This is a genomic window from Enterobacter cloacae complex sp. GF14B (assembly GCF_004136805.1).
Lineage (GTDB): Bacteria > Pseudomonadota > Gammaproteobacteria > Enterobacterales > Enterobacteriaceae > Enterobacter > Enterobacter hormaechei_C.
Genome location: NZ_QFRV01000097.1, coordinates 1 through 12,729, shown reverse-complemented (window position 1 = coordinate 12,729; position 12,729 = coordinate 1). Strand labels below are relative to the sequence as shown.

The 12,729-nt window shown below is 57.1% G+C and carries 15 protein-coding genes; 4 read left to right on the top strand and 11 right to left on the bottom strand.

Features of this window, described 5'->3' with window-relative positions:
• From DD606_RS21715 to nasR, 5 genes are all read right to left on the bottom strand, one after another.
• The coding region (locus tag DD606_RS21715) for an FAD-dependent oxidoreductase (protein ID WP_176691458.1) at positions 1 to 467 on the bottom strand (467 nt) is incomplete at its 3' end.
• Between the two features lie 12 nt (positions 468 to 479).
• Complete coding sequence (locus tag DD606_RS21710) at positions 480 to 1,268, bottom strand: ABC transporter ATP-binding protein (protein WP_045336446.1); 789 nt, start codon at positions 1,266 to 1,268, stop codon at positions 480 to 482.
• 9 nt (positions 1,269 to 1,277) lie between these two features.
• Entirely contained in the window at positions 1,278 to 2,156 is an 879-nt protein-coding gene (gene ntrB, locus DD606_RS21705; RefSeq protein WP_003856687.1) for a nitrate ABC transporter permease, read from the bottom strand.
• Between the two features lie 2 nt (positions 2,157 to 2,158).
• Positions 2,159 to 3,406: a CmpA/NrtA family ABC transporter substrate-binding protein gene (locus tag DD606_RS21700; protein ID WP_129259119.1), complete on the bottom strand. Its 1,248-nt coding sequence runs from the start codon at positions 3,404 to 3,406 to the stop codon at positions 2,159 to 2,161.
• Positions 3,407 to 3,633: 227 nt separating this feature from the next.
• Positions 3,634 to 4,806, bottom strand: coding sequence for a nitrate regulatory protein NasR (gene nasR / locus DD606_RS21695; RefSeq protein WP_003856683.1), 1,173 nt, complete (start codon positions 4,804 to 4,806; stop codon positions 3,634 to 3,636).
• Between the two features lie 73 nt (positions 4,807 to 4,879).
• On the opposite strand from nasR, the gene DD606_RS21690 reads away from it, so the two are divergent.
• The 3 genes from DD606_RS21690 to DD606_RS21680 all read left to right on the top strand — a co-directional run bounded on the left by DD606_RS21690 (position 4,880) and on the right by DD606_RS21680 (position 7,558).
• Positions 4,880 to 5,233, top strand: a complete 354-nt coding sequence (locus DD606_RS21690) for a DsrE/DsrF/TusD sulfur relay family protein (protein ID WP_015570354.1) — start codon at positions 4,880 to 4,882, stop codon at positions 5,231 to 5,233.
• 106 nt (positions 5,234 to 5,339) lie between these two features.
• On the top strand, positions 5,340 to 7,124 hold the full coding sequence (locus DD606_RS21685; protein WP_129259117.1) for a methyl-accepting chemotaxis protein: 1,785 nt from the start codon (positions 5,340 to 5,342) through the stop codon (positions 7,122 to 7,124).
• Between the two features lie 194 nt (positions 7,125 to 7,318).
• Positions 7,319 to 7,558, top strand: a complete 240-nt coding sequence (locus DD606_RS21680) for a hypothetical protein (protein WP_003856678.1) — start codon at positions 7,319 to 7,321, stop codon at positions 7,556 to 7,558.
• Between the two features lie 30 nt (positions 7,559 to 7,588).
• On the opposite strand, the gene DD606_RS21675 is transcribed toward DD606_RS21680, so the two are convergent.
• Together DD606_RS21675 and chaB are read right to left on the bottom strand one after the other, a co-directional pair.
• Positions 7,589 to 8,284, bottom strand: a complete 696-nt coding sequence (locus tag DD606_RS21675; protein WP_017384255.1) for a gamma-glutamylcyclotransferase — start codon at positions 8,282 to 8,284, stop codon at positions 7,589 to 7,591.
• Between the two features lie 176 nt (positions 8,285 to 8,460).
• Entirely contained in the window at positions 8,461 to 8,691 is a 231-nt protein-coding gene (chaB, locus tag DD606_RS21670; RefSeq protein WP_003856674.1) for a putative cation transport regulator ChaB, read from the bottom strand.
• 268 nt (positions 8,692 to 8,959) lie between these two features.
• On the opposite strand from chaB, the gene chaA reads away from it, so the two are divergent.
• Positions 8,960 to 10,060: a sodium-potassium/proton antiporter ChaA gene (gene chaA, locus DD606_RS21665; protein ID WP_003856672.1), complete on the top strand. Its 1,101-nt coding sequence runs from the start codon at positions 8,960 to 8,962 to the stop codon at positions 10,058 to 10,060.
• 115 nt (positions 10,061 to 10,175) lie between these two features.
• Here chaA and kdsA read toward each other — a convergent pair whose 3' ends face one another.
• The 4 genes from kdsA to DD606_RS21645 all read right to left on the bottom strand — a co-directional run.
• Complete coding sequence (gene kdsA, locus DD606_RS21660; protein WP_003856671.1) at positions 10,176 to 11,030, bottom strand: 3-deoxy-8-phosphooctulonate synthase; 855 nt, start codon at positions 11,028 to 11,030, stop codon at positions 10,176 to 10,178.
• A gap of 36 nt (positions 11,031 to 11,066) precedes the next feature.
• Positions 11,067 to 11,876, bottom strand: coding sequence for an invasion regulator SirB1 (gene sirB1 / locus DD606_RS21655; protein WP_003856670.1), 810 nt, complete (start codon positions 11,874 to 11,876; stop codon positions 11,067 to 11,069).
• Positions 11,877 to 11,879: 3 nt separating this feature from the next.
• Positions 11,880 to 12,272, bottom strand: coding sequence for an invasion regulator SirB2 (gene sirB2 / locus DD606_RS21650; protein WP_003856669.1), 393 nt, complete (start codon positions 12,270 to 12,272; stop codon positions 11,880 to 11,882).
• Positions 12,269 to 12,729 (bottom strand): peptide chain release factor N(5)-glutamine methyltransferase (locus DD606_RS21645; RefSeq protein WP_139158330.1); only part of this gene is annotated, 461 nt, incomplete at its 5' end. The genes DD606_RS21645 and sirB2, both read right to left, overlap by 4 nt.

Below are 12,729 nucleotides of genomic sequence, written 5' to 3'. Positions count from 1 at the left end.
GCTGCCGCTGCCTCCACACCGAGTACTCCGCCGCCCAGCACTACCGCCGGCCCGGAGATATTCTGGATGGCGCGGGTTTCTGCCAGGGTGCGAAAGGTGAACACATGCGGCGCATCGCCGCCGGGGATCGGCGGCACAACAGGGGTAGAACCGGTAGCAAACACCAGCGCATCCCAGCCCAGCGTGCGAGCAGAGGTATGCACTTCACGCGCGTTGACGTCTACTGCGAGCGCCGTTTCTCCTCGCAGCACCGTCACGCCTCGTGCCGTGTACCAGTCTTCATCGTGCAGACAGATGTGCTCCGCCTGCTTTTCGCCACCCAGCACTGGCGAAAGCTGGATGCGGTTGTATGCCTGCTCCGGCTCGTCACCGATGACGGTGACAGCGAAACGACCGGGAACACGCCCGGTGAGCGACGCAATCAGCCGGGTTGCCGCCATACCATTACCGATAATGACCAGTCGCATCGTGCCCCCTCATTACGCCGCTTTCGGCTGTTTTTCGTAGAGGAAATGGAGGATCTGCTGGCGCATGTGGTGATAGCGGCTGTCGTCCGCCAGCTGCACCCGGTTGCGCGGGCGCGGCAGATCGACGCGCAGGATCTCACCCACGGTGGCCGCCGGGCCGTTGGTCATCATCAGTACGCGGTCAGAGAGCAGTACCGCCTCGTCCACGTCGTGGGTGATGAGCACGATGGTGGTATTCAGCGCCTGCTGGATCTGCATCACCGAATCCTGAAGATGGGCACGCGTCAGCGCATCGAGCGCGCCAAACGGCTCATCCATCAGCAGCACTTTCGGCTTCATCGCCAGCGCGCGGGCAATCCCGACGCGCTGCTTCATGCCGCCGGAGATCTCCCCGGGATGCTTGTGCAGCGCGTGGCCCATCTGCACCCGGTCGAGATTGTGCTCAATCCACGCTTTGCGCTCGGCCTTACTCATGGTGTGACGGAAGACCTGATCTACCGCCAGCGCCACGTTGTCGAAGCAGGTCAGCCACGGCAGCAGCGAATGATTCTGAAACACCACCGCGCGCTCTGGCCCCGGCCCGGCGATTTCGCGGTTGTCGCAAATCAGCCCGCCTTCCGTCGGCAGCGTGATCCCGGCGATCAGGTTTAACAGCGTCGACTTGCCGCAGCCGGAGTGACCAATCAGACTGACGGTTTCGCCCTCGTGGATATCAAAAGAGACGTTTTGCAGCGCCAGAAACTCGCCGCTGGCGGTGGAAAAACGCTGGCTCACGGCCTGGACCTGAATTAACGGTTTCATCTTCACTCCTTATTTTTCCTGCCAGCTAAAGCGACGGGCGATCAGCATCAGCCCCTGCTCCAGCAGCAACCCGACCACGCCAATGATGACGATGGCGATGAGAATGTTTTCGACGTTGAGGTTGTTCCACTCATTCCAGATCCAGAAGCCAATGCCTAAACCTCCGGTGAGCATCTCGGCGGCGACAATCACCAGCCAGGCAATGCCAATGGAAAGACGTACCCCGGTCAGCACCGCAGGCAGCACGGCCGGGAAAAGAATGCGGCGCATGATGGTCCACTCTGAGAGTTGCAGCACCCGGGCCACGTTGAGGTAGTCCTGCGGAATACAGCGCACCCCTTCGGCGGTGTTAATGACCATCGGCCAGATGGAGCAGATAAAAATAGTCCAGCTCGATGCAGGCTCCGCTTTCTGGAACAGCAGCAGGCCGATAGGCAGCCAGGCCAGCGGGCTGACCGGACGCAGTAGCGCGATCAGCGGGTTGAACATGCGGGAGAAAAAGGTGAAGCGGCCAATCAAAAAGCCCAGCGGAATGCCCGCCAGCGCCGCCAGACCGAAGCCGATGGCGACGCGCTGCAACGACGCCAGCACGTTCCAGCCAATGCCCATATCGTTTGGCCCGTCGCGATAAAACGGATCGGCAAACAGGGTCATGGCCGAATCGAGCGTGCTGAGCGGCGTCGGAAAGCCTTTACTGTTTATCGCCGCCAGCTGCCAGAGCACCACCAGCAGGCCGAGACCGAGCAGCGCCGGGATGACGCGCTGTAAAAAATCATTCATCCGACGCGTAAACGCGGGCGCACGACGGCGAACCTGTAACGGAGGCAGGACTATCACTTCCCCGCTCTCTGACGTCTCTTGTGGTTTTGTATTTTGCAGATGCTGCATACTCAGGCCCCTTTACGGTAAATGGCGAAGCGGTTGGCGTACCCTTCCGGATCGGTGCCGTTCCAGACGGTGCCGTCCATCAGGGTGCTGCTGCGATACGGTGATGACGGTGTGAACATGCCGCCCACGGCGGTCGCGGCATCCTGCCAGACCGCGGTCTGGTTAATGCGCTGTGCAATGCCCGCGTAATCCGGCGCGGCGTTGAGCAAGCCCCAGCGGCGGAACTGGGTTAAGAACCACATGCCGTCGGAGAGATACGGGTAGCTCACGGCACCCTCGTTGAAGAAACGGATCGGGTGCGCATCCTGCCAGCGCTGACCGACCCCGTTGTCGTACTCGCCGAGCATACGTCCGGTGAGATACTGTTCCTTGCAGTTGAGCCAGGCGCGGCGCGAGAGGATCTGCGCGGTTTCGCGTTTGTTTTCCGCTGACGCCTCGATCCAGCGCGCGGCTTCCATCACGGCGCTCACCAGCGCCCGTGCGGTGTGCGGATTTTTCGCCACCCAGTCGCGTCGGGTGCCGAGGATCTTTTCCGGGTGATCGGCCCAGATGGACTGTGACGTGGCGGCGGTAAACCCGATGCGGTCGTTAATCGCCCGCGCGTTCCACGGCTCGCCAACGCAAAACCCGACCATGTTGCCAATGCGCATGTTCATCACCATCTGCGGCGGCGGCACCACCACGGTGCGCACGTCGTCAAACGGGTTAATCCCCGCGCTGGCCAGCCAGTAGTAGAGCCACATGGCGTGCGTTCCCGTCGGGAAGGTATGCGCGAAGGTGTAAGTTCCCGGCGCCTGCTGCGCAATCAGCTTTTTCAGCCCGTCGAGGTCACGAACGCCCTTCTCCGCCAGATCGCTGGAGAGCGTAATGGCCTGACCGTTCTGGTTGAGGGTCATCAGGTTCGCCATCTGCTGCGGCTTGCCCGCGATACCCAGCTCCAGACCGTACAGCAGGCCGTAAAGAATGTGCGCAGCGTCCAGCTCGCCCGCCACCAGCTTGTCGCGCACCGCCGCCCAGCTCGCCTCTTTGGTCGGTACAATGGTAATGCCGTGTTTTTTATCGAACCCTTTCAGGGCCGCGATAACCACGGGCGCGCAGTCGGTCAGGGGGATAAACCCGATACGCACGGTATCCTGCTCCGGCTTATCTGACCCCGCCGCCCATGCGGCCTGCATGACACCCGGCAATAGCATCGCACCACTCGCCAGCATGCTGGCCTGCAATAACCGCCGTCTCGACAAATCCGCCATAATTGCTCCTGAAAAAAGGCAAAAAAAAGCGCCCGACGGTGCTGAAGCACCGATGGACGCCTTTATCCTGAAGACGCATGCACCGCCGTTGGCGCATCGTCGAAAATGGTTAATCTGTTAATGCAAAGGTAATGCCAGCTTTTCATCCCCGGCGTTACGGGGTTTCTGCAAGGAGAGCGCTGTTTTACGCACCTCAATCAGGCATGAATTGCCCACTGACTGTGCAACTACTCCCCAGGGGGTATCTTCCACAGATTTTTCACCGTAAGCAGCGCACGGGCGATATCTACCATGCGTTGGTTTTTATCCATCGCCATTTTGCGCAGGGCGGTCCACGCCTGCTCCTCGCTCATGTTCTGGTGCGTCATCAGCACGCTTTTGGCTTTGTCGATGGTCTTACGCTCCTCCAGCGTGTCGCGCAGGGAAGCAAGCTGACGGGAGAGTTGCTCAATTTCACGCGCCTGCTGGCGCACCAGCGGCAGCAGCGGTTTATCCGGAAATCGCGCCAGGATATCGTCGTGTTCATCGTCTGCGTGCAGGTTTTCGCTATAGCGGCGCTCCTCAACTGCCGTCATCAGATCGGCAATTGCCACCTCCTCCAGCGTGCGCAGGTGCTCAAGGCGCGCGGTTTGCAGGGCAAACCATTTGAGGGCGGTATCACCGTTATCTGCCGGAGGCTGGCGGGTGCACGCTTCACGCCTGAGTTTTTCAGTCTCCAGACCCGGCAGGCAGTTGAGGGTAAATGACTCCTGCACGTCTGGAGTGCAATGGGAGATAAAAACCTCAAAGCAGGCCTGCTGGCCATCAATGCGATCCACCAGCCGCTGGCGGGTTTCATCGTCAAAGAATCCCTGGGTGAAACCAATAGCCCCCAGCGCCCGCTCTTGTCCCACAAGTTCTTTGCCCTGCATCAGGCTGTAAAGGGCCACAAATCGGCCCGCGATGTGCGGATCGTCAATGCTGTCGCTGAGTTGGGGTACGATACTGAGCAAATGACGCAGTATGCGGCTGTAATGTTCCATCGCCTGCGGCGCGGTGACGCATTGACCTGTAACGCCATCACGCAGCGCCGTTAGCGTCTCGAGGCCGTGCAGTGCACTGGCAATACGTTCGCACAGGGCGCTGCCCGGCAGCGGTTCGTTAAACTGAAGGTGCAATGCGGCGAGGTTTTCATCCACCAGGGCCCTGCTGGCCTTGCATTCAGGCGCGTACAATTTGCCCTGCGAGCAGAGCCAGACATTTGACGCACCGCGCTCGCACTGTAGCATATGCACCAGTCGACTGATGCCGTTCACCAGTGCGCCCAGCTGCGCCAGTCTGCCGAGCTGTTCCTCGCGCAACATTCTCGCACGCTGGAACCATTCGGTTGCGCCAGGGGAACTGCCAGCCACTATCGTCATCGTTTCTCTCCCCGATACGTATTCTTCGGTACGAGAAGCAATATTCGTGCCTTTTCAAAGAACAGGAGTCAACATGCAGAAGATTGTGATCGTCGCCAACGGTGCGGCCTACGGCAGTGAATCCCTTTTTAACAGCCTGCGCCTGGCAATCGCGCTGCGCGATAAGGAGAGTGAGCTGGAGCTGCGCCTCTTTTTGATGTCCGACGCCGTCACGGCCGGGCTGAAGGGGCAAAAACCCGCAGAGGGCTACAACATTCAACAAATGCTGGAGATCCTGACCGCGCAAAACGTTCCGGTCAAACTGTGCAAAACCTGTACCGACGGGCGCGGCATTACCGGGCTGCCGCTGATTGATGGCGTGGAAATTGGTACGCTGGTGGAGCTGGCTGAATGGACGCTTTCCGCCGATAAAGTATTAACTTTTTAATAATAACCCGCTAAAAATATTATTTTCTTATGGACGCGGTTTCAGCATCAAGTTTACCTGCACCGTTGCCGATAGGCATGGAAACAACACAGCAGGTATTACACTTATGTTCAGATCCATTCGCGCCCGCATCATTGCCGCGACGACAGGCTGTCTGGTCGTCGCCCTTCTTCTTAATACCATTATTAACTTTCAGGTCACGCGCCAGGATAACCAGCAGTCGCAGCGCGATATTCTGACCAGCACCAGCGCCAGCCACAACATGGCGATTGCCGACTGGGTGAACAGCAAAATAACCGTCATCACTTCGGCGCAGTCGGTCGCGCTCAGCGACGATCCGGTTCCGGTGTTTAAACAGCTTGCACTGGCGGGTGGATTTACCAACGTCTACGTGGGTTATGCCAGCAAAACGGCTAAATTTTCTGACCCAACCGGGGTGCCCGCTGATTACGATCCCACCCTTCGCCCGTGGTATCAGCAGGTCGTCAGCGCTGATGGCCCGGTAGTGACTGCACCCTATGTGGATGCGGGCACCGGGAAACTGGTGGTGACGTTCGCGGTACCCGTTAAAGAGCAAGGCGCCCTGAAAGCGGTGGTGGCGGGCGATGTGGCAATGGACAGCGTGGTGGCTAACGTGCGCGGTATTCACCCGACTCCGGCCAGCAGTGGACTGCTTTTGGACAGCAACGGCACCGTAATTGCCGGCAGCGATCCTGCGCTGACGCTTAAGCCGTTTACTGAAACGATCAAAGGGACCGATTTTGCCACTCTGAAAAGCGGCAACCTGGTTGACGGAACGTCAAACGGACGCGAAAAAACGTTCCTGGCCACCGCCGTGCCGGGGACGCACTGGCTGCTGGTTGTGGCGCTTGATAACGGCGATGCCACCGCCGGGATGCGCTCATTGCTTAAAGCATCTGCACTGTCGCTGGCAATCCTCGCCCTGCTGAGCGGAGCCCTCATGCACCTCCTGATTGCCCGCCTGCTTAAGCGGCTGTTCGGTATCGGTGACGCGATGAACAACATTGCCAACGGTACTAACGATCTGTCGCAGCGTCTGCCGGATAAGGGGGGCGATGAAGTGGCGCAAATCGCGCAGGCGTTTAACGCCTTCAGCGATAAGCTTTCTGTGGTGATGGTCCAGCTGCGTGATGCGAGCGCCTCAGTGAAAAACGCCGCGCATGAGATTGCGGCGGGTAATCAGGATCTTTCCGGGCGTACCGAGCAGGCGGCATCAAGCCTTCGCGAAACCGCCAGCGCCGTGGAAGAGATCACGGCCTCCGTTACGCAGTCAAACGAGTCGGCAGCAGAAGCGAATGAGCAGGCGAGCAAGGCCTCTGCCGCCGCATCCCGCGGAGGTGACGTCGTCGCTCAGGCCATCAGCACCATGCAGTCCATCGAACTGGCTTCCGCGAAAATCGGCGATATCACCAGCGTCATTGACGGCATCGCCTTCCAGACCAATATTCTGGCGCTTAACGCCTCGGTGGAAGCGGCACGTGCCGGGGAGCAAGGCCGTGGGTTCGCGGTCGTTGCGGGGGAAGTACGTAACCTGGCCAGCCGCAGCGCTCAGGCGGCGAAAGAGATCAAATCCCTTATTGATTCCACCACCGAAAGCGTTGCAACCGGCTCCCGGTTTGTGCACCTTGCGGGCGACAGCATGGATGAGATCCGCGCCAGCGTCGGGAGCGTGTCAGGCATAATGCGTGAAATATCTATTGCCACCCGCGAGCAGATGAAAGGGATCCATGAAATTAACCACGCGGTGACTCATCTGGATCGCATGGTGCAGCAGAACGCCGAGCTTGTTGTACAGTCTGCTGCGGCGGCCAGCGCGCTGCAAAGCCAGGCGGGCGACCTTGCTGAGACCGCAGGCCATTTCCGCATATAATTTTTCCCGGACGCGCGTTAAACAGGGAAAAAGTGCGTCCGCTGAAAGGTTTCAGGGATTTTGTCATTTTTGTTTAATCGTTGCGCCATTTTTTGATCGAAATCAGCATCCCACTCCTGCCCCTTTGGTGTTATGCAATGAGTAAATTGTGAACAACATCACGCTCGGGATGGGCAAAAACGACGGGGTATAAAATGGCACGAGTTAAAACAAGTCTGAAACTGTTTGGCGGGGATACGGTAGTGGTGCGTTGCTCAGAGCGTTGCCGCATCCATCTGATAAGTTCGAAAGGACAGAAACAATCGCAGGCAGATATCCTTACCGTCCAGGACGATAAGGCCTGGCTGACGGTGCCTTACACCGGCACCTGGGATGTGCTGATCGACAGCCACAGCCAGTCGCTCGAACATTCCGTAAGTTACGTGGCAGCATAACCATAAACGCCCGGCCAGCCGGGCGTATTATCAGGCAAAACCTGGCCGCAGCGTATTGCTGAGCGGGTTCCCTTCCAGCAGCGCTTTCACCTTCACCACCAGCTCACTCAGACAGTCGTCCTGCATACCGAGACGCGTCAGCTCCTGATCGAGCGAGAAAAGGTACTGGGCGTTAGTACCCAGCGGTCCGCTGGCGGCGGCAATCAGCGGGGCAATCACCTGGGTTCGGGTGTCGGCTTCATACAGCGGGTGGCGCGGATCCATAATGAACACCAGCGCGTTGACGGTGCGGCCGTCATCCAGTTCCAGCTTGCACCAGCTGGGCATATAGCAGCCGGTGATCATCTCGCGCTTCCACAGCAGCGTCAGCTCATCTTCCAGCGTGGTATCCGGCAGCCGGTATGCCACGCCCGTGGTGCGCCCGCCCTCTTTTAGTGCAAGCATGCGTCCTGGCTGACACGCGCTGCCGCGTCCGGCGGTCAGGCGCAAACAGAAGGCGCGGTGCCAGCCAGGCAGCGTTCCGGTTGCCGATTCAACAAATTCGAGCGCCGGGTTCCACATCAGCGAGCCGTAACCAAAGATCCAGACCGGGCCATCATCCGGGCGGCAGGCCAGCGTTGCCGCAAGCGACGCCGCACGTTGTTCAGCCGACCACAGAAGCGATTCCTCAATAGCACCAAATGCCGTCTTACAATCTGCCTTCATCAAGAAATCACGCGTTAACACATTCCACCTCCGCCACTGCATGCTTCCTTGCGACATCTGTAATTCGCCTTCCTGGCATTCTGTGCTGTTCATTTTAACAGCAGTTGAGCAACGATAAGCAATTCGCGGGCCAGATGCAATACAGCGGCAGGTCAACCGCCTGAAATGTCAAAAGGGAGGCAGCGTATTATTCGCGGCTATTTCTTTTTGTGCCATTTATCATCGTCCCCTTTCTCATAGTCATTTTTTACGGCGGCCCAGGCCACCTTATGGGCCGTCTCTTCGCGGCTGGCATCGTCCCGGCGATCTTCTTTATCTTTGTACTGATCCCAGGCGCTGTTAAAGGCTTCTTTGTAGATATCCTGGGCGTGGGCAGGCAATACGTTTTGCACGTTATCTGGTAATTCGCTTTTCGATTTGTATGGCATCGTTAACCTCTCTTTTGGCTAAAAGATAAGTGTGGACGACGATACGCGAGGGTGCCAGCCAACAGAAAGAAATGAACAATATAAAAATGCAAGTCATTGTTATTAAATTAATATTTAACAGAGATAGGACATTATAAGCCTCAGGCATAAAAATTATAATAAAGGGTAAAACTAAGTAAAAAATACAGGGTATTTAACAGATTTCTGTTAGTTTAATACCTTTAAAATCTATCTATAATTACAAGCACCTGCATTGTTGGAGAAACACATGACAGCAACACACGAGGCGGTGAAAACCCGCCACAAGGAGACCTCTCTCATTTTCCCGGTTCTGGCACTGGCTGTGCTGCTCTTCTGGGGAAGCAGTCAGTCATTGCCAGTGGTTGTGGGGATCAATATTCTGGCTCTGGTGGGTATTTTAACCAGCGCATTTAGCGTGGTACGCCATGCGGATGTTTTAGCCCACCGTCTTGGAGAGCCGTATGGGTCATTAATTTTAAGCCTTTCGGTTGTGATTCTTGAAGTCAGTCTCATTTCCGCATTAATGGCCACCGGCGACGCCGCGCCAACGCTAATGCGCGATACGCTCTATTCCATCATTATGATTGTTACCGGCGGCCTGGTCGGTTTTTCACTTTTATTAGGTGGTCGCAAATTTGCCACCCAGTACATGAACCTTTTTGGCATTAAACAGTACCTGATTGCCCTGTTCCCGCTGGCGATTATTGTGCTGGTATTCCCGATGGCGCTGCCGGGTGCAAATTTCACCACCGGCCAGGCGCTGCTGGTGGCGCTGATTTCCGCGGCGATGTACGGCGTGTTCCTGCTGATCCAGACCAAAACGCACCAGAGCCTGTTTGTTTACGAGCATGAAGACGACGGTGACGACGATGACCCGCATCACGGTAAGCCGTCGGCTCACAGCAGCGCGTGGCACACGGTTTGGCTGATCGTGCATCTGATTGCCGTTATTGCGGTCACCAAGATGAATGCGAACCCGCTGGAGGCGCTGTTAACTGAACTGAACGCGCCGGTCGCCTTTACCGGTTTCCTGGTGGCCCTGTTGATCCTGTCGCCAGAAGGCCTGGGAGCGCTGAAAGCGGTGCTCAATAATCAGGTGCAGCGGGCGATGAATCTGTTCTTTGGCTCTGTTCTGGCGACCATCTCCCTTACCGTTCCGGTGGTGACGTTGATTGCCTTTATGACGGGAAATGAATTGCAGTTTGCGCTGGGTGCGCCAGAGATGATTGTGATGGTGGCATCCTTGCTGCTGTGCCAGATTTCCTTCTCCACCGGCCGCACCAATGTGCTGAACGGCGCGGCGCATATGGCGCTGTTTATTGCGTATCTGATGACGATATTTGCGTAGCCTTTTTGCCTAGCGGCGCTTCGCTTGCAGGGCCTACGGGTTTTGTAGGCCGGGTAAGCGCAGCGCCACCCGGCAATATGCCCCATAAAAAAACCCGCCGAAGCGGGTTTTTTTATTAGTTGCTGGTATCCAGCTCGTCGAAGCTCTTCACCAGATCGTCAATCGCTTTGATCTGTTTCAGGAACGGCTCCAGCTTATCCAGCGGCAGCGCGGATGGACCGTCGCATTTCGCGTTAGCCGGATCCGGGTGCGCTTCAATAAACAGACCCGCCAGGCCGGTTGCCATACCGGCGCGCGCCAGTTCGGTCACCTGCGCACGACGCCCGCCAGACGCGGCGCCAAACGGGTCGCGGCATTGCAGGGAGTGGGTCACGTCGAAAATCACCGGAGACTGGTTAGAGACGTTCTTCATCACGCTGAAGCCCAGCATATCCACAACCAGGTTGTCATAACCGAAGTTTGAACCACGGTCGCACAGGATAACCTGGTCGTTACCGCCTTCGATAAACTTGTCGACGATATTACCCATCTGGCCTGGGCTCACGAACTGCGGTTTTTTCACGTTAATCACGGCACCGGTTTTCGCCATCGCTTCTACCAGGTCAGTCTGGCGAGCGAGGAACGCCGGAAGCTGAATCACGTCTACCACATCAGCCACCGGCTGTGCCTGAGACGCCTCGTGCACGTCGGTGATCACTTTCACGCCAAACGTCTGTTTCAGCTCCTGGAAAATCTTCATCCCCTCTTCCAGGCCCGGGCCACGGTAGGAGTGAATGGAGGAGCGGTTGGCTTTGTCAAAAGAGGCTTTAAACACGTACGGGATACCCAGCTTTTGGGTCACGGTCACGTAGTGTTCGCAGATGCGCATAGCGAGATCGCGGGATTCCAGCACGTTCATACCGCCAAACAGCACGAACGGCAGGTCGTTTGCCACGTTGATATCACCAATGCTAACCACTTTTTGTTTCATAGGATCGCCTTATTCAGGTGTGAATCGGAATTAAGATTAATGCAGTGTAATGTGTTTGTGCGCGATCGCGTTGATCTGCGCGCGGATCATCTCGCTGATCGGGTCTTCCGGACATTGTTCGACGAAATAATTTAAATCATTCAGCGCCACGTGCTCGCAGTCGAGCTGCGCATAAATCAGGCCGCGGTCGCGGATTTCGTACGGATCTTCCGGATTGAACTGCAACAGCACTTCGCTTGCGCGCAGGGCCAGCTCCATCTGACGCTCTTCCATCAGCGCAGACTTCAGCGTATCCAGGAGCTTGCGGATCACTTCGGCGTTATCGGCTTCATCGAGATCTTCATTGAACAGCTCAGCTATCGGGCTGATGTTGCCTTTCAGCCAGACATCCAGCGTATGCTCATCCAGCGTGTCGCCGTTAAACGGATTGATTAACCACATCTCACCGTCCAGCCACTCCGCCCGCAAAATCATCTGCGTCGGGAAAATGACCGGCACCAGTGGAATCTCCAGCTCGTGCGCAACCCACAGTAAAATGGCGCCCAACGCGACGGCGCTGCCCTGACGATTTTTCAACACCTGGTCCAGCCACAGTGCGTCAGACAGGCGGTACACGCCTCGCGTGTCGCAGAAACCCCATTCGCCGTAGAAAAGCTCAATCAGCTTCTCTAATTGCCAGTCCTGCGGACGTGCCTGATTGATCTCTTCGCGCGCCAGGCTGACCAGATTCTCCAGTTCAGCGTAAACATACTGTGACGTAAAATCGTCGCGGATCATCTCTGAAATCAGGATCATACCATCGCAGAGCGGCACTTTGTTAAATTCGAAATCGGCTAAGGACCTCATGACTTACCCCAGTAACGGTATTCTTGTGGTGGCGAGTTTAATGATGATGTACAGCACCACCAGACCCAGCAAAAAGGCGATAAACCCTGTCTGCTGGCTGCGCGGACGATGACGCCCAAGCGCGATAAAACCCAAAACGATGTAGATGATAACGCCAAACAGCTTTTCAGTCAGCCATGCGCCTTTATCAGTAAATGGCAGATAGCCGGTCTTCCACATTAACCCGGCTCCGGAAAGGAACAGCACCGTGTCGATACAGTGCGGGGCGATGCGTACCCAGCGGGCGTTAATCAGCGGATTGTTGTTGTAGCGCCACCAGTAGCGGGCAATAAAAAAGCCAATGGTCAGGGCAACGGAAACCAGGTGAACGGAGATCAGCAGCGTAAACAGGCTCATGACCGCTGCCCCAGCGTCAGACGTTCATTGCCGCCGTAATCCCGGCAGGTTTCCACGGCAGCGTATCCGGCATGCGTAAACAGCGCTCGCACCGCCTCTCCCTGCGTCCAGCCATGTTCCACCAGCAGCCAGCCACCGGGAATCAAATGTTGTCGTGACGTTGTCACAATGTGATCAAGATCCGCAAGTCCCTGATTCGCAGCGACCAGCGCGGTCAACGGTTCAAAACGCACGTCGCCCTGCGCGAGATGCGGATCGTCTTCGTCGATGTAGGGCGGATTGCTGACAACCATTTCAAACATGCGGCTTTCAAGCGCGGCAAACCAGCTGCTTTGCAGAACGGAAACATTGTTCAGCCCCAGCCGTTCAACGTTGCGCCGCGCGAGGGCGACCGCATCAGGCATCACGTCTACCGCCGTCACGGTGCAGTCTGGCCGCTCGCTGGCAAGCGCCAGCG

Excerpts from the sequence above, each read along its gene's own strand:
- DD606_RS21710 (WP_045336446.1), bottom strand. The coding sequence starts at position 1,268 with ATGAAACCGTTAATTCAGGTCCAGGCCGTGAGCCAGCGTTTTTCCACC.
- ntrB (WP_003856687.1), bottom strand. The coding sequence starts at position 2,156 with ATGCAGCATCTGCAAAATACAAAACCACAAGAGACGTCAGAGAGCGGG.
- DD606_RS21700 (WP_129259119.1), bottom strand. The coding sequence starts at position 3,406 with ATGGCGGATTTGTCGAGACGGCGGTTATTGCAGGCCAGCATGCTGGCG.
- nasR (WP_003856683.1), bottom strand. The coding sequence starts at position 4,806 with ATGACGATAGTGGCTGGCAGTTCCCCTGGCGCAACCGAATGGTTCCAG.
- DD606_RS21690 (WP_015570354.1), top strand. The coding sequence starts at position 4,880 with ATGCAGAAGATTGTGATCGTCGCCAACGGTGCGGCCTACGGCAGTGAA.
- DD606_RS21685 (WP_129259117.1), top strand. The coding sequence starts at position 5,340 with ATGTTCAGATCCATTCGCGCCCGCATCATTGCCGCGACGACAGGCTGT.
- DD606_RS21680 (WP_003856678.1), top strand. The coding sequence starts at position 7,319 with ATGGCACGAGTTAAAACAAGTCTGAAACTGTTTGGCGGGGATACGGTA.
- chaB (WP_003856674.1), bottom strand. The coding sequence starts at position 8,691 with ATGCCATACAAATCGAAAAGCGAATTACCAGATAACGTGCAAAACGTA.
- chaA (WP_003856672.1), top strand. The coding sequence starts at position 8,960 with ATGACAGCAACACACGAGGCGGTGAAAACCCGCCACAAGGAGACCTCT.
- kdsA (WP_003856671.1), bottom strand. The coding sequence starts at position 11,030 with ATGAAACAAAAAGTGGTTAGCATTGGTGATATCAACGTGGCAAACGAC.
- sirB1 (WP_003856670.1), bottom strand. The coding sequence starts at position 11,876 with ATGAGGTCCTTAGCCGATTTCGAATTTAACAAAGTGCCGCTCTGCGAT.
- sirB2 (WP_003856669.1), bottom strand. The coding sequence starts at position 12,272 with ATGAGCCTGTTTACGCTGCTGATCTCCGTTCACCTGGTTTCCGTTGCC.